Annotated in this window: 21 protein-coding genes; 7 read left to right on the top strand and 14 right to left on the bottom strand. The window is 65.0% G+C overall.

What is annotated here, in order from left to right; genetic code table 11:
• Positions 1-211: 211 nt before the first annotated feature.
• From I8746_RS18760 to I8746_RS18750, 3 genes are all read left to right on the top strand, one after another.
• The gene (locus I8746_RS18760; RefSeq protein ID WP_012051381.1) at positions 212-3,361 is read left to right on the top strand and encodes a transglycosylase domain-containing protein; all 3,150 of its coding nucleotides are present in this window, start codon (positions 212-214) and stop codon (positions 3,359-3,361) included.
• 89 nt (positions 3,362-3,450) lie between these two features.
• Complete coding sequence (locus tag I8746_RS18755; RefSeq protein ID WP_012051380.1) at positions 3,451-3,996, top strand: PadR family transcriptional regulator; 546 nt, start codon at positions 3,451-3,453, stop codon at positions 3,994-3,996.
• Positions 3,989-4,750, top strand: coding sequence for a siderophore-interacting protein (locus I8746_RS18750; RefSeq protein WP_012051379.1), 762 nt, complete (start codon positions 3,989-3,991; stop codon positions 4,748-4,750). The genes I8746_RS18755 and I8746_RS18750 overlap by 8 nt, the downstream gene beginning before the upstream one ends.
• A 275-nt stretch (positions 4,751-5,025) precedes the next feature.
• On the opposite strand, the gene I8746_RS18745 is transcribed toward I8746_RS18750, so the two are convergent.
• Genes I8746_RS18745 through I8746_RS18690 form a run of 12 tightly spaced genes read right to left on the bottom strand, consistent with a single transcriptional unit; the run spans position 5,026 to position 15,453 of the window.
• A complete protein-coding gene (locus tag I8746_RS18745) occupies positions 5,026-5,688 on the bottom strand; it encodes a type II secretion system protein N (RefSeq protein ID WP_221100933.1) in 663 nt (220 codons plus the stop codon).
• The gene (gene gspM / locus I8746_RS18740) at positions 5,685-6,071 is read right to left on the bottom strand and encodes a type II secretion system protein GspM (protein ID WP_014859960.1); all 387 of its coding nucleotides are present in this window, start codon (positions 6,069-6,071) and stop codon (positions 5,685-5,687) included. Before gspM ends, I8746_RS18745 begins: the two co-directional genes overlap by 4 nt.
• Entirely contained in the window at positions 6,068-7,144 is a 1,077-nt protein-coding gene (locus tag I8746_RS18735) for a type II secretion system protein GspL (RefSeq protein ID WP_237617306.1), read from the bottom strand. The genes gspM and I8746_RS18735 overlap by 4 nt, the downstream gene beginning before the upstream one ends.
• Positions 7,141-7,731 (bottom strand): type II secretion system protein, encoded by a 591-nt coding sequence (locus tag I8746_RS18730; RefSeq protein WP_012051376.1) that lies wholly within the window; start codon positions 7,729-7,731, stop codon positions 7,141-7,143. Before I8746_RS18730 ends, I8746_RS18735 begins: the two co-directional genes overlap by 4 nt.
• Positions 7,728-8,096 (bottom strand): type II secretion system protein GspI, encoded by a 369-nt coding sequence (locus I8746_RS18725; RefSeq protein ID WP_003254995.1) that lies wholly within the window; start codon positions 8,094-8,096, stop codon positions 7,728-7,730. The genes I8746_RS18730 and I8746_RS18725 overlap by 4 nt, the downstream gene beginning before the upstream one ends.
• On the bottom strand, positions 8,093-8,524 hold the full coding sequence (gene gspH / locus I8746_RS18720; RefSeq protein WP_003254996.1) for a type II secretion system minor pseudopilin GspH: 432 nt from the start codon (positions 8,522-8,524) through the stop codon (positions 8,093-8,095). The genes I8746_RS18725 and gspH overlap by 4 nt, the downstream gene beginning before the upstream one ends.
• A gap of 2 nt (positions 8,525-8,526) precedes the next feature.
• Positions 8,527-8,961: a type II secretion system major pseudopilin GspG gene (gene gspG / locus I8746_RS18715; RefSeq protein ID WP_004575677.1), complete on the bottom strand. Its 435-nt coding sequence runs from the start codon at positions 8,959-8,961 to the stop codon at positions 8,527-8,529.
• Positions 8,962-8,978: 17 nt separating this feature from the next.
• Positions 8,979-10,181 (bottom strand): type II secretion system inner membrane protein GspF, encoded by a 1,203-nt coding sequence (gene gspF, locus I8746_RS18710; protein ID WP_012051375.1) that lies wholly within the window; start codon positions 10,179-10,181, stop codon positions 8,979-8,981.
• Positions 10,182-10,184: 3 nt separating this feature from the next.
• Complete coding sequence (locus tag I8746_RS18705) at positions 10,185-11,633, bottom strand: GspE/PulE family protein (protein WP_020192622.1); 1,449 nt, start codon at positions 11,631-11,633, stop codon at positions 10,185-10,187.
• Complete coding sequence (gspD, locus tag I8746_RS18700; protein WP_221100936.1) at positions 11,633-13,369, bottom strand: type II secretion system secretin GspD; 1,737 nt, start codon at positions 13,367-13,369, stop codon at positions 11,633-11,635. Before gspD ends, I8746_RS18705 begins: the two co-directional genes overlap by 1 nt.
• Positions 13,370-13,390: 21 nt before the next feature.
• Positions 13,391-13,813 carry a hypothetical protein gene (locus I8746_RS18695; protein ID WP_003255004.1) on the bottom strand — a complete coding sequence of 141 codons (423 nt, stop codon included), beginning with the start codon at positions 13,811-13,813 and terminating at the stop codon, positions 13,391-13,393.
• A complete protein-coding gene (locus I8746_RS18690; RefSeq protein ID WP_221100932.1) occupies positions 13,813-15,453 on the bottom strand; it encodes a lipoprotein UxpA in 1,641 nt (546 codons plus the stop codon). Before I8746_RS18690 ends, I8746_RS18695 begins: the two co-directional genes overlap by 1 nt.
• A 224-nt stretch (positions 15,454-15,677) precedes the next feature.
• Here I8746_RS18690 and I8746_RS18685 point away from each other — a divergent pair, with 224 nt between their 5' ends.
• Positions 15,678-17,753 carry a PhoX family phosphatase gene (locus tag I8746_RS18685; RefSeq protein ID WP_012051371.1) on the top strand — a complete coding sequence of 692 codons (2,076 nt, stop codon included), beginning with the start codon at positions 15,678-15,680 and terminating at the stop codon, positions 17,751-17,753.
• A 129-nt stretch (positions 17,754-17,882) separates the two neighbouring features.
• On the opposite strand, the gene gspK is transcribed toward I8746_RS18685, so the two are convergent.
• Positions 17,883-18,848, bottom strand: a complete 966-nt coding sequence (gene gspK, locus I8746_RS18680) for a type II secretion system minor pseudopilin GspK (RefSeq protein WP_003255010.1) — start codon at positions 18,846-18,848, stop codon at positions 17,883-17,885.
• 145 nt (positions 18,849-18,993) lie between these two features.
• Here gspK and tatA point away from each other — a divergent pair, with 145 nt between their 5' ends.
• The 3 genes from tatA to tatC are packed head-to-tail and all read left to right on the top strand — an operon-like array spanning position 18,994 to position 20,275.
• Positions 18,994-19,227: a twin-arginine translocase TatA/TatE family subunit gene (gene tatA / locus I8746_RS18675; protein WP_012051370.1), complete on the top strand. Its 234-nt coding sequence runs from the start codon at positions 18,994-18,996 to the stop codon at positions 19,225-19,227.
• Positions 19,227-19,517 carry a Sec-independent protein translocase protein TatB gene (gene tatB / locus I8746_RS18670; protein ID WP_003255013.1) on the top strand — a complete coding sequence of 97 codons (291 nt, stop codon included), beginning with the start codon at positions 19,227-19,229 and terminating at the stop codon, positions 19,515-19,517. The genes tatA and tatB overlap by 1 nt, the downstream gene beginning before the upstream one ends.
• Entirely contained in the window at positions 19,514-20,275 is a 762-nt protein-coding gene (tatC, locus tag I8746_RS18665) for a twin-arginine translocase subunit TatC (RefSeq protein WP_012051369.1), read from the top strand. The genes tatB and tatC overlap by 4 nt, the downstream gene beginning before the upstream one ends.
• 103 nt (positions 20,276-20,378) lie before the next feature.
• On the opposite strand, the gene I8746_RS18660 is transcribed toward tatC, so the two are convergent.
• A complete protein-coding gene (locus tag I8746_RS18660; protein ID WP_012051368.1) occupies positions 20,379-20,690 on the bottom strand; it encodes an NIF3 1 in 312 nt (103 codons plus the stop codon).
• Between the last annotated feature and the right edge of the window lie 2 nt (positions 20,691-20,692).

The raw sequence follows: 20,692 nt of genomic DNA, 5'->3' as shown, positions 1-20,692 counted from the left end.
GTATATATGCAGAAATTTGGCTAGAACTCTGGGGCCGCTACCCGCCCCAAAAATCGCCGGGGCACCATAGCAACATCGGCCGTTGAAGGAACCCACACCAAAGCCGCATAGCCCCTCACCACTTTCCTTCTTCTACAAATTTTTCACCCTATCCACTCAACGTCTAAGCTTCAGACAAGCAAGACGAAAATACTTGGCCGGATAGAAGACTATGGGCGCACTGTGGCAATCGGAACCAAGCAGAACGGAAGCACCCGAGATACCTCCGGCCGAGACGCCACAACCCAAGTCCCCCCGTCAGCGTCGGCTATGGTGGCGGCTGATCATCCTCATCCTGCTGGTGGCACTGGTAGCCATAGGTGTTGCCGCGTATGACGAATTCCGTACCTCCGAACTGCAATCGCGCGAGTTCAGTAAACTGGCCGGTACACTGACCTATTCGCTGCAAGCCGGTCCCAGCGATGCCATCATCTACCCCGGTGACGGGCCGTTCGACAAACGCCTGGGCTATAGCGCCCTGGGTGAATTCCTGCCACGCCTGCTCAAGCGCGACTACCTCATCAGTGAACAGGTGAAGTTCTCACCCGCATTGATGAACTACGTCGATCATGGGCTGTTCGCGCCCTATATCGAGAAAATCCAGGCCGGCCTGTCGATCACCGACTGCCGCGGCGACACGCTGTACCAGTACAACTACCCCCAGCACCTGTACCCGGACTTTGCAGCGATCCCTCCCGTGATGGTCAACAGCTTGCTGTTCATCGAAAACCGCGACCTGCTGGATACCCAGGACCCACGTAACAACCCGGCAGTGGACTGGCCACGCTTTGCCAAGGCCGCCTACAGCCAGGTCGCCAAGTACCTGGCCCTGCCCGGCCAGTCTGCCGGCGGCAGCACCCTGGCCACGCAGCTGGAGAAATATCGCCACTCACCCGACGGCCTGACGGTGTCGGGCGCGGAGAAAATCCGGCAGATGATTTCTGCCAGCGTGCGTGCCTACCAGGGCGGTCCCGACACCACCGAGGCACGCCAGCGCATCGTGCGTGACTACCTCAACAGCGTACCGCTGTCGGCTGTACCTGGGCATGGTGAGGTACATGGCATGGCCGAGGGCCTGCGGGTGTGGTACGGCGCCGACTTCGACCAGGTCAACCAGGCCCTGAACGCCACCGCTACCGACCCCGAGAGCATGGCCGCACGTGGCCTGGCCCTGCGCCAGGTGCTTTCGCTGATGATTGCCCAGCGCCGCCCCTCGCATTACTTGTCCAAGGGCCGGGTCGAGCTGGCCGAACTCACCGATTCGCACATTCGCCTGCTTGCCGCCAACAAGGTCATCGATCAGCCGCTGGCCGATGCCGCGCTGGCCAGCAAGGCGGTGTACCGCGACTGGGTCGCGCAGCCGACCATCGTACCGATCATTACCAACAAGGGCATCAGCCTGGCGCGCAACCGCCTGTCGGCCATGCTCAATCGCCCGCTGTACGACCTCGACCGCCTCGACCTGTCAGCCACCAGTACCTTGCAGGCCGACCTGCAGTTGCAGATCAGCCAGTACCTGAAAAACCTTGCCGACCCGGCGTTTGCCGCACAGATCGGCCTGATCGGCGAGCGGCTGCTCACTGCCAAGACCACCGACCAGGTGAGCTACAGCTTCACCTTGTTCGAACGCACCGCCGATGGCTCGCGGGTCCGGGTGCAGACCGACAGCACCAACCAGCCCTTCGACATCAACGAAGGCAGCAAGCTGGAGCTGGGCTCAACCGCCAAGCTGCGGGTACTGACCACCTACCTTGAAATTATCGCCGAGCTGCACGACAAGTACGCCGGCAAACCTGCCGCCGAGCTGAAGAAGGTCGAAGTGGCCGAACTCGACCGCATCACGCAATGGTCGCTGGAATGGCTGGCGCTGAACAGCAAGAACCAGAGCCTTGACGCCATGCTCGACGCCGCGCTCGAGCGCAAGTACTCGGCCAACACCGGCGAAGCGTTTTTCACCGGTGGCGGGATGCATGTGTTCAACAACTTCCGCAAGGAAGACAACAACCGCAACCCGACACTCAAGGATGCACTGCGCGAGTCGATCAACCTGCCGTTCATCCGCCTGATGCGCGACCTGGTGCGCTACGTGACTTACCAGCAGCCGTACAACCGCGTGCCGCTGCTCAAGGACGATGCCGACCCGCGCCGCCAGGAATACCTTGCGCGCTTTGCCGACAAGGAAGGCACCAACTACCTGATGCGCTTCTGGAAGAAGTACCAGCGTAAAACCTCGCAACAACGCCTGGACACCTTCCTCGACAGCATGCGCGTGACCCCACAGCGGTTGGCGGCGGTACACCGCTACCTGTTCCCCGAGGCAGGCCAGGAAACCTTCAACGCGTTCGTGCGTGCCCACCTCAAGGGCGACAAGGCCGTGCTGGGCAAACTGACCGATGGCCGTCTGTCCGAGATGTACGCAGCTTACGGCCCCGGCAAGTACGACCTGCCCGACCAGGGTTACATCGCCAAGGTCCACCCACTGGACCTTTGGCTGCTTGGCTACCTGCTGAAGAACCCAAGCTCGACACTGACCGAGATGATCAACGCCAGTCGTTTCGAACGCCAGGAGGTATACGGCTGGCTGTTCAAGAGCCGCCACCAGGGCGCCCGTGACAGCCGCATCCGCACCATGGTCGAAATCGAAGCCTTCCTCGATATCCACCAACGCTGGAAACGCGTGGGCTATCCATTCGACCACCTGGTGCCCTCATTGGCCACCGCCATCGGCAGCTCCGGCGACCGCCCCGCTGCCCTCTCCGAACTGGTCGGGATCATCCAGAACGACGGTGTTCGCCTGCCGACCCTGCGCATCGACACCCTGCATTTCGCAGCCAACACACCCTATGAGACCAAGTTGATCACAGACCCTGACCGGGGCGTGCGAATTCTGCCAGTCGAAGTGGCGCGTGCACTCAAAGGCGCCATGTCGCAAGTGGTCGATGCAGGTACCGCGCGGCGTATTTCCGGCAGTTTCAAGCTGCAGGACGGCACCCCACTGGTGATGGGCGGCAAGACCGGTACCGGCGACAACCGAATCGAGAGCTTTGGCGCCGGCGGCCGGCTGATCGGCTCGCGCTCGCTAAACCGCACCGCCACCTTCGTGTTCTTCCTCGGCGACAACCATTTCGGCACGCTGACCGCCTTCGTGCCGGGTCGCACGGCAGAAGCGTTCAAATTTACTTCGGCGCTGCCAGTGCAGGTGCTCAAGGGCATGGCACCGATCCTCATGCCATACCTGCAGCCTGGCAATCCGAATGAGTGCAAGCCGCCACAGGTTGCCCTGCACACACCGCCACCGGCAGGGAACACATCGACGCAGTAGATGATAATCATCAGCATTTAAGGGCTTGTCTTTAGATATATCTTAAGTAATATCTTAAGATATATCGCAAACGACGGAGCCCTATCCTTATGCGCGAACATCCCCCTCATGATCCCTTCGAGCGGCGCCCCGCCCGTGGCGAGCGCGGCCCGCGTGTCTTCGCCCCGGGTGACCTCAAGCTGCTGATGCTGGACTTGCTGGCCGAGCAGCCCGGCCACGGTTACGACCTGATCCGCCAGATCGAAAATCTGTTCGACGGCAGCTACAGCCCAAGCCCTGGGGTGATCTACCCCACGCTGAACTTCCTCGAAGAGGCCGAACTGATCAGCGGCCAGGTACAAGGCAGCAAACGCCTCTACGCCATCACCGATGCCGGCCGCAGCGCCTTGGTGGATCAGGCAGTAGCCCTGGATGGCGTGCGCATGCGCATCGAGGTCAGCAAACGCGCCCTGCGCGGCCACGACCGCCCGCCAGAGATTCATGAAGCGGTCGGCAACCTGCGCCATGCACTGCACATGCACAGCGGCCGCTGGACAGTGGAAGAAATCGAACGGGTCCGTGACCTGCTCAACCATACCGCCAAGGCCATCGCCTCCGGGCCCACCGAACCTTTCAGGGAGACGCCCCATGAGTGACACCATTCACCGCGTAAACCACGAGATCCGCCAGCGCCGTCTGCAGGTGCTGCGGGTCACCGAGCTGACCCCGCGCATGCGCCGCATCACCCTGGGGGGTGCCGAGCTGCAAGGCTTTACCAGCGTGGGCAGCGACGACCATATCAAGCTGCTGTTCGCCGAAACGCCGGAGCAACAACAGGCCATCGAGGCCCGTAATCTGGGCAAGGACGGTGGCGCGCGGCCCACCATGCGCGAGTACACACCACGGCGCATCGACCTGGTGGCACATGAGCTGGACATCGACTTCGTGCTGCACGGCGACGGCCCTGCCTCTACCTGGGCCGCGCAAGCCGCGCCCGGGCAAACCCTGGACATCGCAGGGCCACGGGCCTCGCTGGTGGTGCCGGATATTTTCGACAGCTACCTGCTGATCGGAGATGAAACTGCCATCCCGGCCATTGGCCGTCGGCTGGAGGAGTTGCCGGCGGGCCGCCAGGTGCTGGCAGTGATCCAGATCGAAGACGAGCACGAGCGCCAGCCGCTGCCAAGCAAGGCGCAGGTGGAAGTGATCTGGGTACGTCGCCAAGGGGAAGACTTGTTGGAGCTGGTGCGTAACCTGAGCTTGCCGCAAGGCCAGCTGTATGCCTGGGTGGCGCTGGAAAAAGCCCTGACTCGCCAGGCCAAGGCGTTGTTGCTGGAGAAAGGGGTAAAGGAAGACGCGCTAAAGGCTGCAGCCTACTGGCGGGCCAACGGGACTGCCGACGACGAGTGATCGTGATTGCCTGATCTGCCGTCTTCGCGGGCAAGCCCGCTCCTACACTGATCGGGGATGGACACAACTCGGCGGTTGGGCACAAATCGGTGGTTGGGCACAGGCCGTTGTAGGAGCGGGTTCACCCGCGAACACCGGCGCAGCCGGTGCCACGCAACGCGCCGCCTGCTTCGCGGGTATGCACCATCGATACGACCAAGCGCTTAAGCCCCGAGCACCTCAGAAAAGCTCGACCGCTCGCAGCGTATCTACAGGAGGCCGCGCCACGTTGTTGCTTACCAACGAAGGTCTCGCTGCCCCGCCAAGGCCTGCGGCCCAAGCCATTGGGCCCCACGCAACAATGGCGTCAACTGCGCTTCAGGCTGCAGCTGGAACACCACCTGCGCCTGGCGTCCTGGCAGGTCGGCATCCACGGTCAGTTGATGTTGCCCTTGCTGCGCCAACTGCCCGCGCAGGTGCCAGCCACTGCGGCAATCCATTTCCAGCCAGCCGTGCCCAAGGCCTAGGGACCAAGGGTCGCTCAGGGCAAGGTCGGTTACGATCACGCGGCCTTCACTGGCCTGGCATTGGCGCCCTGTCCCCTGCATCCTCAACACACCCTGCCACTGGCCGGCCAGGCGGTAATCCGTCGAGACCGTCGCCAAAGGCCCCTTGGCTGATGCCTCCAGCCGCCAACGCCAGGGCCAGCCTTCTGCACGCAACTGCCAGGCCTGCCCCTGGAACCCCACTTGCGCGTTCGCCTGCAAGCGCCAGGGCTGCAGCGTCCAGCGCAAAGGCCCGACCGGCCCCCATTGTTGTGCCTGCCCTTGCCAGAGGCTTCCACCGACATCGCGTACCGGCAGGCCGAACGCACGCACCACCCAATTGGCCGGAAGCTCGATAAACAGCGTGAGCACGAATACCAGTAACACCCAGGCCATTGCTGCACTGCGGCTCATGGCTGCACCACCAGATCAAATCGCAAAGCCTTGCCCTGCTGCTCCAGTCCCCATTGCAACGGCAGTGCGCCTTCTGCACGCAGGCTCTGCACCCAGCCTTGCAGCATGCGCTCATCGGCCACCTGCCCGCGCAGTTGCCAGGCCTTGCCTTGCGTATCGACTTCGGTCAGTTCGACCCCACGGGCCTGGGCCGACTGACGTAGCCGCTCCAGGTTCAAACCGGGCCCGCCTTGCAGGCTGGCCGCCTGTTCGGCCAGCACACGCCACTGGCCAAGCACGCGCCATTGCGCAACGCCTTCGCGCAGGGCCAGGAAGGCCAGCAGCAGGGCGATCAGTCCCCAGGCGAACGTGAAGCGATGACGCTGTAGCCAGTCCCGGTTCATGAAGCTGCTCCCAGGTCGAAGATCACTTGGCCTTCTTGAACCTGCACTGTGGCGCCAGCGGCAGCCGCCATATCACGCCATGGTGGCGCACTGCCCTCGCCCTCCAGGCGCAGGTGCCAACGCTGACCATCGAAGCGCACCGCTTGCAGGCGCAAGCCGGGGTTGGCACGCAGCCAGGTCTGCAAGCGAGCCTGCAGGTCGTCTAGCTGACGTGTACGCAGTTGCTGCTGCAGTACGCTCTCGCGCAGGCGCTTGAGGGCCTGTGCCGCGTGCCGAGGGCTGGCCTGCTCGCCGGTCACGGCAACGACCTGGTTGCGCCAGAGTTGCGCCTGACGCCATTGCTGACTCACCCACAGGCCACCCCAAACGGTGGCCAGCACCAGGCAAGCTGCCAGCAGCCGCTGCTGCTGGCGGGAGGCCGCCGGCAACGAGCGCACCTTGCGGGCGCGATCGAACAGGCCGGGCAGTGTGTCGAGCGGCGCAAATACGGTTGGCCAATTGCCGCTCAGCGACGTCTTGTGCAGCCCTGCCCACGGTGGCTGCGGCACGCCACCCAAGGCATCAGGCCACGCCAGCCAGTGCTCCTGTCCGTCTTCGGCCAAGCCTTTGTAGAAGGACAGCCCGGGGGTGCGTTGCCATTGCCAGGCGCATCCTGGCTCGGGCGAAGGCAGCAGCTGCAGCTCCGCCCAGCAACGCACCGTCTGCAAGCCCCATTCGGCACATTGGCCACGCCAGTCATCCAACTGCTGACGCGCCACTACCAGCAGACGAAGGTAGCCGGGTTCACGGGCCAGGCAGGCACAGGCCACCTCATGCGGGGCCTGCAGCAAGCGATCCTCAAGCAGCAAAGGCCACTCTTCGCGCTTGAGCCCGGGCGGGGCCGGCACGCGAAAATGGCTGCACGCCTCGGCAGGCAGGACCAGCGCAACATGGGCCTGCGGGTTGGCCGGTGGCTCGCCCTGCCCCTGGCTTTGCAAAATACCGTCCTGGACCAGCGCCCAATGCCAGACAGCACCCGGGCGCAGCAGCAGCCACACCTGGGCCGGCGCACGCCGCCGCCATTCAAGTTTCATGAGCGCCCCCATGGAAGGGCGAAGGTGCAGACATAGGGGGCTCCATCACGCAGCAGTTCCAGACGCACACCACGGCCTGGGTGCACCGGTTGGTCAGAAGGCCAGGCCAGCCAGCGGCCGCCCTGGTAGTACAGAACGTTCATGGCGCTGACCTGGTCGAGTCGTTCGCGCTGTACCCAGCGCGGGGCGACGGCGGCGTACAAGTCCGCCGAGCTTTCCAGCAGCAGGCGTTGCTCCCGGGCCTCGAACCGCAGGCGCTGGCGTTGCAGGCGCGAGCCACCTTCGGCTGCCGGCAGGCCGGTGCTGGCGACCCACAGCAACTGGTTGCTGGCGGGCTGCCAGTCCAGCCAACGGCTGGCCAGCGGCAGACGCTGGTCGTAGACACGGCGCAGCACCGGGCTGTCGAAGCGCCGCTCCAGGGCCAGGCAAAAGTCCAGCACCGAGGTTTGCCGAATGGTGTCCTGCAAGCGTTCGCGCACCTTCAGCCAGCCGTTGACCAGGGCGGCCAGCATGATGCCGAGCACGGCCGTCAGGGCCAGCGCGACCATCAGTTCGATCAGGGTCAGACCTGCCTGGCGGTGTTTCATGGGCGCTCCAGAAACACGGTGTACTGGCCCAGTGGCAGGCGCTGATCGCGGTCAGCGAACAATTGCAGTTCGCCACGGCGCAGGTCTCGCACGCCAGTGCGGCGCAGTTGCAGTTGCCAGTGACACCGTTGGCCACCTTGGCCGAGCTCGCCGGCTACCTGGTTTTCGGCAGGCCAGTACTGCTCGACGGCAAAGCGGGCTTGCAGCTCACGCGCGCACAGCAGGCCAAGGCGGTGCTGTTGCAGGTTGTCCTGAACGGCCAGCCGCTGGCGCAGCACCTGGCTGGTGATCACCGCCAGCACGGCAGCGATTGCCAGGGCTACGGTCACCTCCAGCAGAGTGAAACCACGCTGTGCTTGCTTCATGGCACGACCCACATGCCATCGGTGCGGCTCCAGGCCCATTGCTGACTGCCATCGGCCCAGCGCCAGCGCACGCTACCCGCCTGCGCCCAGCCATGCGGCGTGAACAGCACGCGCGGTTGCGGGCTGGCGGGCCAGTCCGGGTGCAGGCCCTTGGGCCAGTCGCCGAGCGGGACCGCTTCGACCACCCAGGCATTGCCCTCGCGGCGGACGAACTCCGGGCGCTGGCCATTCCAGCGCAACCCGCGCAGTTGCCCCGCATGCCGGGCCAGCGCGGCCTGGCCGCGGACCTCGACCGCCAGCCGTTGCAGGGCCTGCTCGACACTGGCCTGGCCGTTGCCAAGGCCGGCCACCGCCAGCCCGGTCATCAGCCCGGCAATGGCCAGTACCACCAACAGTTCGATCAGGCTGAAGCCGCGCTGATGACGCACCGTTACAGCGCCCAGTTACCCAGGTCGGCATCCTGGCCTTCGCCGCCCGGCAGGCCATCGGCACCCAGCGAGTACACATCGACCCGGCCATGCTCGCCGGGCATGCGGTACTGGTACGGGGTGCCCCACGGGTCCTCCGGCAGGCGACGTACGTAGCCATCACTGCGCCAGGCCCGAGGCACTGGCTCCTGAGCCGGCTTTTTCACCAGCGCGGCCAGGCCCTGTTCGCTGCTGGGGAAGCGCAGGTTGTCCAGCCGGTACATGTCCAGCGCCTGCTCCAGGGTGGCCAGGTCGGCCATCACCTTCTGCTTCATGGCCTTGTCCTGGTTGCCCAGCACGCTGGGCGCCACCACGGCGATCAGCAGGCCGATGATGAAGATCACCACCATGATCTCCATGAGGGTGAAGCCGCGTTGGCGGTTACGTCGATGCTGCATGGCAATACTCCTTGTCGTCACAATTGCAGGCCCTGGTTGAGTTGCATGATCGGCAGCAGCACCGCCAGCACGATGAACAGCACCACGGCGCCCATCACCAGGATCATCAGGGGTTCGAACAGCGCCATGGCGGTATCGACCTGGCGGGCAAAGCCGCGCTCCTGGTCGTCGGCCACGCGCTCGAGCATGTCCGCCAGGGTGCCGCTGGCCTCGCCGCTGCCGACCATGTTCACCAGCAGCGGCGGGAATTGCTGGCTGGCATCCAGCGCACGGTGCAGGCTGGTGCCGCCCTGCACGTGTTGGCGCACCTGCTCCATGGCCAGGCGGATACGCCGGTTGCCGATGGTTTCGGTGGCCACTTGCAAGGCTTCGAGCAGGGCCACGCCACTGCCAGTGAGAATCGCCAGGCTGCGCGCCAGGCGCGCGCTCTCCAGCACCTGCAGCAGGCTGCCAATACGCGGCAGGCGCAGCAGCAGCTGGTCGCGACGCAGGCACCAGTGCGGTTTGCGCAGCAGCCAGCCAGCCAGCCCCCCGAGCAACAGCGCCCCCCCTAACAACCAGGGCCCGGCGTGCACCAGCCCCTGGCTCAGGCCGATCAGCAACGAGGTGATCAGCGGCAGGCTTTGCCCGGCGTGGGCGAATTGCTCGGTGAGTTTGGGCACGACGAACGTCATCAGGCCAATCACCACTGCCAGCGACACACCCATCAGCACAGCGGGGTAGATCAGCGCTGTGCGGGCCTTGTGTTGCTGGCGTTGCACCTGCTCCAGGTGGTCGGCCAAGCGGGTCAGCACCTGGGCCAGGTGCCCGGAACGTTCGCCGGCCTCGACCAGCGCGCAGTACAGGCCAGTAAACGGTGCGCCCTGCCGGGCCAGGCTGCGGGCCAGGCCCAGGCCTTCGGCCAGTGAGCCGCGCAAGGCCACCAGCACACTGTGCAAGGCGGGTTGACGCAGTTGCCGTTCAAGGGTGGCAAGGGCATCGACCAAGGGAATGCCGGCCCCGGTCAAGGTGGCCAGCTGACGGGTCAGCTCACACAACTGGGCGCGGCTCAAGCGCTGGCGTCGGGGTTGTCGGCTGCCGGCTTCATGGCGCTGCAACTGGCGGGCGAACAGGCCCTGCTCGCGCAGCAGCTGGCGGGCGTGGCGTTCACTGTCAGCCTGCAGGCTGGCCTTGTGCGATTTGCCGGCGAGGTCAACGGCCTGGTAGCGATAGGTCGGCATGCCTTAGCCCTGCACCACGCGCAGCACTTCAGCCAGGCTGGTCTCACCGCGGGCCAGGCAATCGCTGGCCATCGCCACCAGGCTCTGACGCCGATCAGCCAGGTAATCCTGCATGGCCAGCTCGCTGGCGCCGTCGTACAACAGGCCGATGAGCCCGGCGTCCAGCTCGATGAATTCGTACAGCCCCAGTCGGCCGATATAACCGCTGCCCTGGCACTGCTCGCAACCCACGGCGTGATAAGTGCTGCCCAACGCCGCAAGCTCAGGCCACAGCTCGCGCTCGGCAGCCTGTAGCGGGTGCGCCACGGCACAGCTGCACAAACGCCGCACCAGGCGCTGGGCCAGGACGCCGCGCAGGCACGAGGCGATCAGGAACGGCTCGATGCCCATGTCGCGCAGGCGGGTCACTGCGCCTACCGCGCTGTTGGTGTGCAAGGTCGACAGCACCAGGTGGCCGGTGAGGCTGGCCTGCACGGCGATCTGCGCAGTCTCCTGATCGCGGATTTCGCCGAGCATGATCACGTCAGGGTCCTGACGCAGGATGGCGCGCAGGCCACTGGCAAATGTCAGCCCGGCACGCGGGTTGATGGCGGTTTGGCCAATGCCGGCGATGGCGTACTCCACCGGGTCCTCGACGGTGAGGATGTTGCGGCTGCCGTCGTTGAGGCTGTTCAGGCTGGCGTACAGGGTCGTGGTCTTGCCCGAACCGGTCGGGCCGGTGGACAACACGATGCCGTTGGGCCGCGCCAGGCAACTGCGCAGGCCCTGCAACACCGCTGCCGGCATGCCCAGGTTATCCAGCGCCAGCAGGCTGGCCTGCTTGTCGAGCACGCGCATCACCACCCGCTCGCCGTGGATGCCGGGCAAGGTCGAGACCCGTACGTCCACTTCGCGCCCCGCCGCGCGCAAGGTGATGCGGCCGTCCTGGGGCTGACGCTTTTCAGCAATGTCCAGGCGGGCCATGACCTTGATCCGTGATACCAGCATGGCCGACAACGCACGTGGAGGGCGCAGCACCTCACGCAGGTGGCCATCGACCCGCAAACGCACCACCAGGCTCTGCTCGAAGGTCTCGATATGGATGTCCGAGGCGCGCAGCCGCAGCGCCTGGCCGAACAGGCCGTTGATCAGGCGGATCACCGGGGCTTCGTCGTCGCTTTCAAGCAGGTCTTCGATGCGCGGCATCTCGCTCATCAGGCTATCCAGGTCGACCTGGTCGCCAATGCCTTCGATCAGCGCTTCGGTGGCGGCATCGCCGGCCTGGTACAGCTGGCCAAGGCGCTCGTCGAACAGCGCAGGTTCCAGGTATTCGAGCAGGCTTGGCTGGCCATGCACACGCAGCAACTCCTGCAACTGGGCATTGTCGGCGTCGGGCCGCAGCCATAGCTGCCAGCCCTGCTCTGCCGGGGCCATGGCCACTCCGCTCTGCCGTGCCTGGCGATAGGGCAGCATCACCAGTCACCGCCTTCCAGGCGTGCGCGGCTGGCGGGGAATACCTGCAACAGCCGCGTGCCCTCTGCAAGGTCCGGCAATTGCAGCGGTGTGGTCTGCTGCAGGGTGCGGTACTTGTCTTCACTGAGGCCCGCCAGGCTCGGGCCGTCGCGCAGAATGCGCGGGCGGATGAACACCATCAGGTTCTGCTTGGTGTTCCTGGTGGCATCGGAGCGGAACAACCGGCCAAGATAAGGGATGTCGCCGAGCAGCGGCACACGCTGGTTGCTGGTACTCAACTCGTCGCTGATCAGGCCGCCAAGTATCACCAGGCCGTTGTCCTCGACCATGACCTTGGTCTTGATCTCGCGCTTGTTGGTGATCACGTCGCTGGCCGAGCTGGTGTCGGCAATCGACGACACCTCCTGAACGATGTCCAGGCGCACGCTGTTGTCGATATTGATCTGCGGCTTGATGCGCAGCTTCACCCCGACTTCCTTGCGCTCGATGGTCTGGTACGGGTTGGCGTTGTTCTGCGTCACGGAGCCGGTGACGAAGGGCACTTCCTGGCCAACCAGGATCGATGCCTCGGCGTTGTCCAGGGTCAGCAAGGTGGGCGTGGACAGCAGGTTGAAGCCGCTCTTGCCCTTCAGCGCGTTGATCAGCATGGCGAAGTTGAAGCCCCCGCCGAAATGGCCAATGCCCGCCGTGGCACCGGTGGTGGTGGACAACAGGTCACCCAGGGCCTCGCTGTCGCCACTCGCGGCGGCCCCGGCAATGCTGGCGATATTCACCCCGTTACTGCCGAAGTTGACGATACCGGCACCGAACTTCTCGTCGGCGAACAGCCACTGCACGCCCAGCTCCTGGGCGCTGCTGTCGGACACCTCGGCGATGATCGCTTCGACCACCACCTGGGCACGGCGAATGTCCAGTTGCTCGACAATGGCCCGGTACGCTGCCAGCTCGCTGTCGGGGCCGACCATGACCACGGCATTGGTACCTTCTTCGTATTCCAGGCGGATACCCGGGCCACCGGAGGCTGGCATCACCGGCCGGTCCTTGCCCTCTGCCTCGCCCGCGCCTTCAGCCGGCACCGCCCCTTCCTGGCTGAGCCCTCGCAGCACCTTGACCACTTCACCGGCATTGGCATGGCGCAGGTAGATCACCTGGGTACTGCCGCTGCCCGGTGCCTCTTGAGGGCGGTCGAGCTGGCGCAGCAGGCTGGCGATGCGTTCGAGGTTGCTGCGCCAGTCAGTCACCACCAACTGGTGCGCCGCCGGGTACGGTGTAATCACTCCAACCCGCGGGTCGATCAGCGGTTTGAGGATGCCCAGTACCTGTTCGCTGGCGGCGTTGCGCACGCTGAATACGCGGGTGGCCACGCTGTCGCTGCCCTCGCCCTGCTGCCCGCCCGCCTCTACCGGCACCGGCTCCAGGCGCGCGGCCTGGTCGGGTACGATTTTCACGCTGCCATTGGGCAGGTCGACGGTGGCATAGCCCTGGGCACGCAGTTGGGCCAGGAAGATGTCGTAGATGGCGTCGGCGTCGTGCAGGTCGACAGTGCGCACGGTGACCTTGCCCTTGACCCGGGGGTCGACGATGAAGGTGGTGCCGGTGATACGCGACACGCTGTCGATGAACTCACCGAGTTCGGTATCAACGAAGTTCACTTCGTACATCGGCGTACCGTTGTCATCGAACACCGGCTCTTGGGCATAGGCCATGGACAAGGCCAGGCTCAGCGCAGCCGCCATGCAGTATCTAACAGGCATCGTTCATCCTTGCCGCTTGAAGCCGGTCACGGCGGGGCGTGGCGGCCAGGGCAGGCGCTCACGCCGCCCCTGGTTGTTGAAAATCAGGCCATCGCTGTCGATGTCCTGCAGCACGATCCCTGGCGCCAGGCGCTGACCGCGGGCCAGGGTGCGCACTTGCTCGCCGTAGCGCAGCACCACCACACTGGCGGCCAATGGCTGGGCCTTGAGGCCGCCGAGGTATTGCAGCGGCAGACGGGTAATGGTGATGGCGCCGTCGTCGGGCGGCGCCTGCCAGTGACCGACCATCAGCCCGGGCAGCAGGCTGTCGGCCACCGCAGACGCCGTGGCCGGGTGTGGCTGCCGGCTCAACTGCAGCACACACTGCGCAGACAGCCAGCCGGCCAGGGTCAGGCCAGCGCCGGTGAGCAGACGCGAGGTGAGCATCACGAGGCCAACTGCCGTGGGTGCCAGCCTGGGTGCCCCTGCACGTAACGCACTTCGGGCAGTTGCAGCGGCGCCAGTTGCCAGTTGTCAGGCTGACGGGCCAGCCAGGCTTCGACCCGCTGCCACAGTGGCTCGCCGGCCTGGCTTTCGAATTGCAGGCCAAAGGTGCGGCAAAGGCCCTGCACCGGCTCCAGCCCCGTGATGCGCTTGCCTTGTGGGCTGTAGCTGACGCTCCAGGCCTGGCCCAGCCAGCGCGGCAGGTCCTGGCTGTTGTCCAGCAGCAGCGGGTCACCGAACAATTGTTCAGCGGCGTTTTCCAGCACTTGTTCGACCTGCCTGGCCGGTGCCTCGACCACTGGCGCCGGGTAGCCACCGGTAAGGCTGATCAGATGTTCGCGGGTAATGGGCGCCCCTACTGCCAGCGGGTAGTCATAACGCAGGCCCGGCAGCAACACGGGCATGCTGCTATCGTCGGCCAAGGCTTGATGCAGCAGGCGGTCCCAGCTGCCGCCACGGGTATCGCGGCGCCACAAGGCCTGGGGCGCGCGGGCCAGCGGCTGGTCGAGCCAGGCCGCATGGCCGGCCCGTTGCTGGTGCAGTTGCGCCTGCAGTGGCGCGACACGCAGCTGCGCGGCAGGCGCCAGTTGCTGTTCAAAGGCCGGGAAAAAACGCCCGTCGAACTGCCACTGGCCGGCCACACGCTGGCAGCGCAGGCGGAAGGCACCGCTGCCCCGGCAGCCGGCAAACAGCACCGGTACGCGGCGACCGCTGGCCTGGGTGACCTCGACCGGCGCGGGCCACAGGTCCTGACCACGGGCGCACAACAGCACGTCGACTTGCGGCACCCGTTCAGCCAGCCACAGGCCGGGGCCCGTGCCTGCATCGGCCATGGCCACCACCAGGTCAGCCTCGCGCCGGGCTTGCTCGAACACAGGCAGCAGAGACTGGTACCACTGTTTAAGAGAGGCTTTCTGGTCTTGGGCATAGGGGTCGGTCACGCCAACCACTGCAATACGGGCACCGCCGCGCTCGAAAACGTGCAGGGCTTGCACGCCCAGTGCCTGGCGTTGTGCGTCTGCCAGCCCGGCGCCGAGGGTAATGGCGCTGGTCTGGCGATACAGGCCCGTGCTGCGTTGTGGCCACAGCACACGCTCATCGCTGCTGACCCGCGCTTCGATGCCCAGCAGTTGGCTGCCTTGCACACCACTTTCGCCCTGGGTCAGGTACGCCAGGCCACTGCCATTCCAGCCCTGGCCGTTCTCCAGGGTCAGGCTGTTGCCCGCACCGGCCTCGCCACGCAGTTGTTCCAGCAACGCCGCGAGCACCGCATAACCGCCCAGTTGCGCTGCCGTTGCCTGGCTGGCATCCAGCAGCGGCGCCAGTTGCGGGTAGGCGATACTGGCACTGCGGCCAGTCATCCAGGGCGCGCGGCCCAAATGGCTGACCGGCCCCAACCGGGTAGCCGGTACCACCGCCTGGCCAGGCTGGCGGGCATCGAGGGTATCGGCGACGTACAGCAAGTCGAGCTGGGCGTTGCCGCCCTGCTGCCCTGGGAAGGCTGTGCAGGCGCCGAGCAGCGGTGCCAAGGCACCGATACCCATCCAGCCGATCACTTCGCGCCTGTGCACACTGCTCGCCATCGCATCCGCCATCCTTATCCACGTCCATTCAGGGACCCGGATGTTGCGGCGTTGGCATTACAGTTTGATGGCAGAAATCCGACAGCAATTCCAATTTGATCTGTAGACCACAAATCTAAGAACTGGCAGTTTTAAAAGCTCGTTAACATTTCTGCCAAGGAATCATCACACTTGCGCCTTAAAGTCGCGGTTTCCTCCCACTCAGCCAACACAAGGACACCCTGATGAGTCGAGATACCGGCGACAACCTGGACCGGAACCAAAGCGGCAACCTGCCGATGGCCAATGTCATGGACGCCTACCTGAGCCGCCGCAGCGTCATGCGCGGCAGCCTGGGCGCCGCCATCGCCATGATCGCCGGTACCGGCCTGACAGGCTGCTTCGACGGTGGTGGTTCCGATCATGATGATCCGGTCACCGAGCCCCCGGTGACCGAACCGCCAGTCACCGAGCCGGAAGTGCCGAAACTGGCACTGGGCTTTCAGTCCATCCCAGGCTCGCGCACCGACGCCTGTGTGGTCGCCGCCGGCTACAGCGCCTACGTGCTGGCGCCCTGGGGGACGCCACTGAACAGCAACGGCAACCCGTGGAAGTCCGACGGCAGCAACACCTCGACCGACCAGGCCAACGCCATGGGCATGCACCACGACGGCATGCACTTCTTCCCCATCAACGGCAGCTCGGAAGACGGCCTGCTGGCAATCAATTTCGAGTACATCGACACTGCCGCCCTGCACCCGGCCGGCCCCACTACCGATGTCAATGGCAAGCGCCCGGTTGAAGAAGTGCGCAAGGAAATCAACGCTCACGGTGCTGGCGTTGTACGCCTGCAGAAGATCAACGGCCGTTGGCAAGTGGTCGACAACGACCCGCTGAACCGTCGCTTCACCACGGCTTCACGCATGGAAATCACCGGCCCGCTGCGTGGCACCGACCACGTCAAGACCAAATACTCCACTGCTGGCACCCACTGCCGTGGCACCAACAACAACTGCGGCAACGGCTATACCCCGTGGGGCACCTACCTGACCTGCGAAGAGAACTGGCCGGGCATCTTCGTCAACAAGGGCACCCGCCCCGAGGACCAGCGCCGCATTGGCGTGGGCACCTCCAGCGGCCAGTACAAGTGGGAAACCGCTGCCGGTGACGCCAGCGAAGTGGACGACGAATTCGCCCGCTTCGACGTTACCGTCAAAGGCGCCAGCGCCACCGACGACTACCGCAACGAAGCCAGCACCTACGGCTACATCGTCGAGATCGATCCGTACAACAACAGCACCCTGGCCACCAAACGCACTGCGCTGGGCCGCTTCCGCCACGAGGGCTGCGCCCCCGGCCTGCCCGTCGCCGGCAAGCCGCTGGTGTGGTACATGGGTGACGACTCGAACAACGAGTACCTGTACAAGTGGGTGTCCACCGCCGTGTGGGACGCCGCTGATGCCAACCCGGCCGACCGCCTGGCCACCGGCGCCAAGTACCTCGACCAAGGCAAACTCTACGTGGCCCGCTTCAATGCCGACGGCACCGGCGTATGGCTGCTGCTGGACGTGGCCACCGCCACCACCGGCGGCAGCACCCTGGGCGCGCTGTATGGTGACCTGCCGGGCATCATCCTCAACACCCGTGGTGCTGGCGACGCCGTGGGCGCAACGCCGATGGACCGCCCGGAGTGGACCACGGTCAACCCGCTGAACGGCGATGTGTACCTGACCCTGACCAACAACAGTGCACGCACCCCGGAAAAGGTCGATGCAGCGAACCCACGCGGCCCGAACCGACACGGCCACATCATTCGCTGGCACGACAGCGACGACCAACTGAGCTTTACCTGGGACATCTTCGTGTTCGGCGCCAACGCTGCCGGCACCGCCGACATCAACCGCTCCGGCCTGACCGAACTGAACCAGTTCGCCAGCCCCGACGGCATGAGCTTCGATAGCCGCGGCGTGCTGTGGTTCGAGACCGACAACGGCGAAACCACCTTGACCGACTACACCAACGACCAGTTGCTGGCGGTGATCCCTACCGACCTGGTGGATGCCAGCGGCAAGCAGGTGCCGGTGAACGCACAGAACCAGGTGGACCTGCGGCGCTTCTTTGTCGGGCCAAATGGTTGCGAGGTGACCGGTATTACCTTTACCCCGGACAACAAGACGCTGTTCGTCAACATTCAACACCCGGACAACTGGCCGTATACCGACAAGGCGACCGATGCGACGCCGGCTGGGGCTACCGTGCGGCCGCGGGCTTCGACGGTGGTGATCCAGCGTATTGATGGTGGGGAGATCGGGACCGTTTGATCCCGTGCCGGTCAGCCAACGTTTGCTGGCTGTACCGGCCTCTTCGCGGGCAAGCCCGCTCCTACAGGGGGCTCACTGGTTTCAGAACCAGCGTAGGGGCGGGCTTGCCCGCTTAGAGGTCAGTGAACGTTACCAGGCTATTGGCTCCCGGCTACGCACCCGCACTTGCTGCGCGGGCACCCGGGCATGCCATTGCACCACCCCCAGCGCCTCCACCTGGAACTCGCTGCGCATCACCCGCCCCTCTTCCTCGAACGACAGCTGCAACAGAAAATGCCCGCTGTTGAGCAGCAGCCCTTCGCTCAACCGTTCGAACGTTTCGTCATCCACCGCCCCAAGCGCCTGACGCAGTGCAGCCGCGTCCACATACCCCGACGCCGGCCTGCCGCTGACAATGCGGCTGAGCAACGAACGCGAGTAACGCCCTTCATACAGCGCCTCCAGCAGGGGCAGATGCTCCAACCCCAGCGCGTTGGCGTTGAGCCGCCAACCCGTGGTCTGGGGCAAGGCGCACAGCATCGGGTAACGCGCCTGGCGGCTGGCGTCCGGCTCCAGCAACAGGTTCAGCTCGCTGGTGTCGAGCATCGGCTGGTCAGCCGCCAGCCGTGGCGGTTGCTGACGCAGGTACTGGGCGCTCTCGGCGCCCTGCAGGCGGGCATCACTGTCGGCATCGAGCCAGTCGGCCAAAGCATCGACCAGGCGTTCGGCCGCCATGTCATTGCCCAGCAAGTAACGCAACTGGCGCTCGGCGCGTTCGCCATCGGCCCCCAGCAACGCATTGACGTTGAAGCAGGTGTGCTGGTCGCGTACCCGCAACTGCGCCTGGCCAGCGCCAAAATCGTAGTTAAGCGGCTGCCCACGCAAGGCTTGCCAGAACAGCGGACTGAGCCGCCAGGCGGGGTCACGCAGGGCCTGCCCGGCATAGGCCAGGCCGGCCTGCTCCATGGCCCGCACCTGCACTCGCTGGTGCAGCAGGCGCACTTCGTCGACCTGACGCCGGCCATCTTCCACCAGCCAGGCCATGCCCGCCGCCAGCATTGCCAGCACCACCATCACCATCAACAGGGCCGCACCCTGCTGTTGCCTTCCACCCATCGGTGCGTGCCTCGCTTGCGGAATAAAAACGCCAGTCAACACGCGGGGTGTTTCAGGTAGATGGCAGTGCCCGTTCGTCATGTGCTCGTCATCTAGGCAAGGCAGGATTGCCCTTCCTTTTCATGACCTTACAGGAGTGGTCGCTATGGGTGGCATTGGAATCTGGCAACTGGTGATCGTATTGCTGATCGTGTTCTTGCTGTTTGGTACCAAGCGCCTGAAGGGGCTGGGTAGCGATGTGGGCGAGGCGATCCAGGGTTTTCGCAAGTCCATGGGTGGTGACAATGACGCCAACGCCGCTGACCAGGCGCACGTGCAGCAACAGTGTCCGCTGAACGGCCAAGTTGCCCAGCAATCTCAAGCGGACCGCCAGGCCTGATGTTCGAGGTCGGCTTCAGCGAGTTGCTGCTGATCGGCGTCGTCGCGCTGTTGGTGCTGGGCCCCGAGCGCCTGCCGGTGGCAGCCCGTACCCTCGGCCGCGGCCTGGGCCAGGCGCGCCGGGCCATGCACGCATTGCGCACGCAGGTGGAGCGCGAAATCGAGATGCCCAACCTCGACCAGGCACCTCTGCAACGCCTGGAACAGGAGATCCGCCAGGGCATCAGCCTGAACGCGGAACCGGCCAATGATGCGGCCACGGCCGTGCTGCCCAAGGAAAATGCTTCATGAGTATTGCCATGGACCCTGCCGCGAACATGCCCCTGACCGAACACCTGCGCGACCTGCGCAAACGCCTGGTGCGTTGCCTGGCGCTGGTGGCATTGGTGTTCGCCGGCCTGTTCCCCTTTGCCCAGACGCTGTACACGCTCATATCCGAGCCGCTACGGCGCTTTTTGCCGGAAGGCGCGAGCATGATCGCCACCAGCGTCACCTCGCCCTTTCTGGCACCGTTCAAGCTGACCGCGATGTGCGCCCTGTTCCTGGCCATGCCGCTGCTGCTGCATCAGGCCTGGGGCTTTCTGGCGCCGGGGCTGTACCGCCGTGAACGGCGCATTGCCCTGCCGCTGCTGGTATCGAGCATCGTTTTGTTCTATGCCGGCATGGCGTTCGCGTTCTTTCTGGTGTTCCCGATGATGTTCGGTTTCTTTGCCAGCGTGACGCCGGACGGCGTGGCGATGATGACCGATATCAGCCAGTACCTGGACTTTATCCTGGCGCTGTTTCTGGCCTTCGGGCTGGCGTTCGAGATCCCGGTGGCGACGTTCATCGTGGTCTGGGCAGGGTTGGCCGATGTGGCCACATTGCGGCGCAGCAGGCCCTACGTGGTCGTCGGGTGCTTTGTGGTGGGGATGATCCTGACACCGCCGGATGTGTTTTCGCAGACGATGCTGGCAGTGCCGATGTGGGTGCTGTTCGAGGTGGGGTTGCTGGCTTGTGGAATGTTGAAGCGGCCGGAGCCAGGCAAGGAGATTGTGGCTGGATTGTAGGGCCCTTTCGCGGGCACGCCCGCTCCCACAGGGATATCACAGGTTCTGAAGATTGTGATATCCCTGTGGGAGCGGGCGTGCCCGCGAATAGCCGTGATGCGTTCTAGAACTCGGCGAGCCGCCAGACTTCATAGGCTGGCGTCTCGTACGGGTGGCTCTGCTTGAGCGCAGCGACGACCTGCACAATCAGCTCGTCAGCCACCACCAGCTCCACCTTCCACTCTTCCACCACCTCGACCTGGCCGGTTTGCCCGAGGAACGGCTGGCTGCCGTCCAACGGGCGGAACTGGCCCTGGCCAAGGGTTTGCCAGGCGCAGTGCTCATAGTCACCGATGCGCCCGCCGCCAGCAGCGAACACAGCGGCCTTGACCACTTCGACATGGCTGGCGGGGACGAAGAAGGCGAGCTTGTACACGC

Source organism: Pseudomonas sp. USTB-Z, assembly GCF_019691255.1.
Classification (GTDB): Bacteria; Pseudomonadota; Gammaproteobacteria; order Pseudomonadales; family Pseudomonadaceae; genus Aquipseudomonas; species Aquipseudomonas alloputida.
The sequence above is the reverse complement of the archived record's forward strand: the minus strand, read 5'-3'. Positions and strand labels throughout refer to the sequence as shown.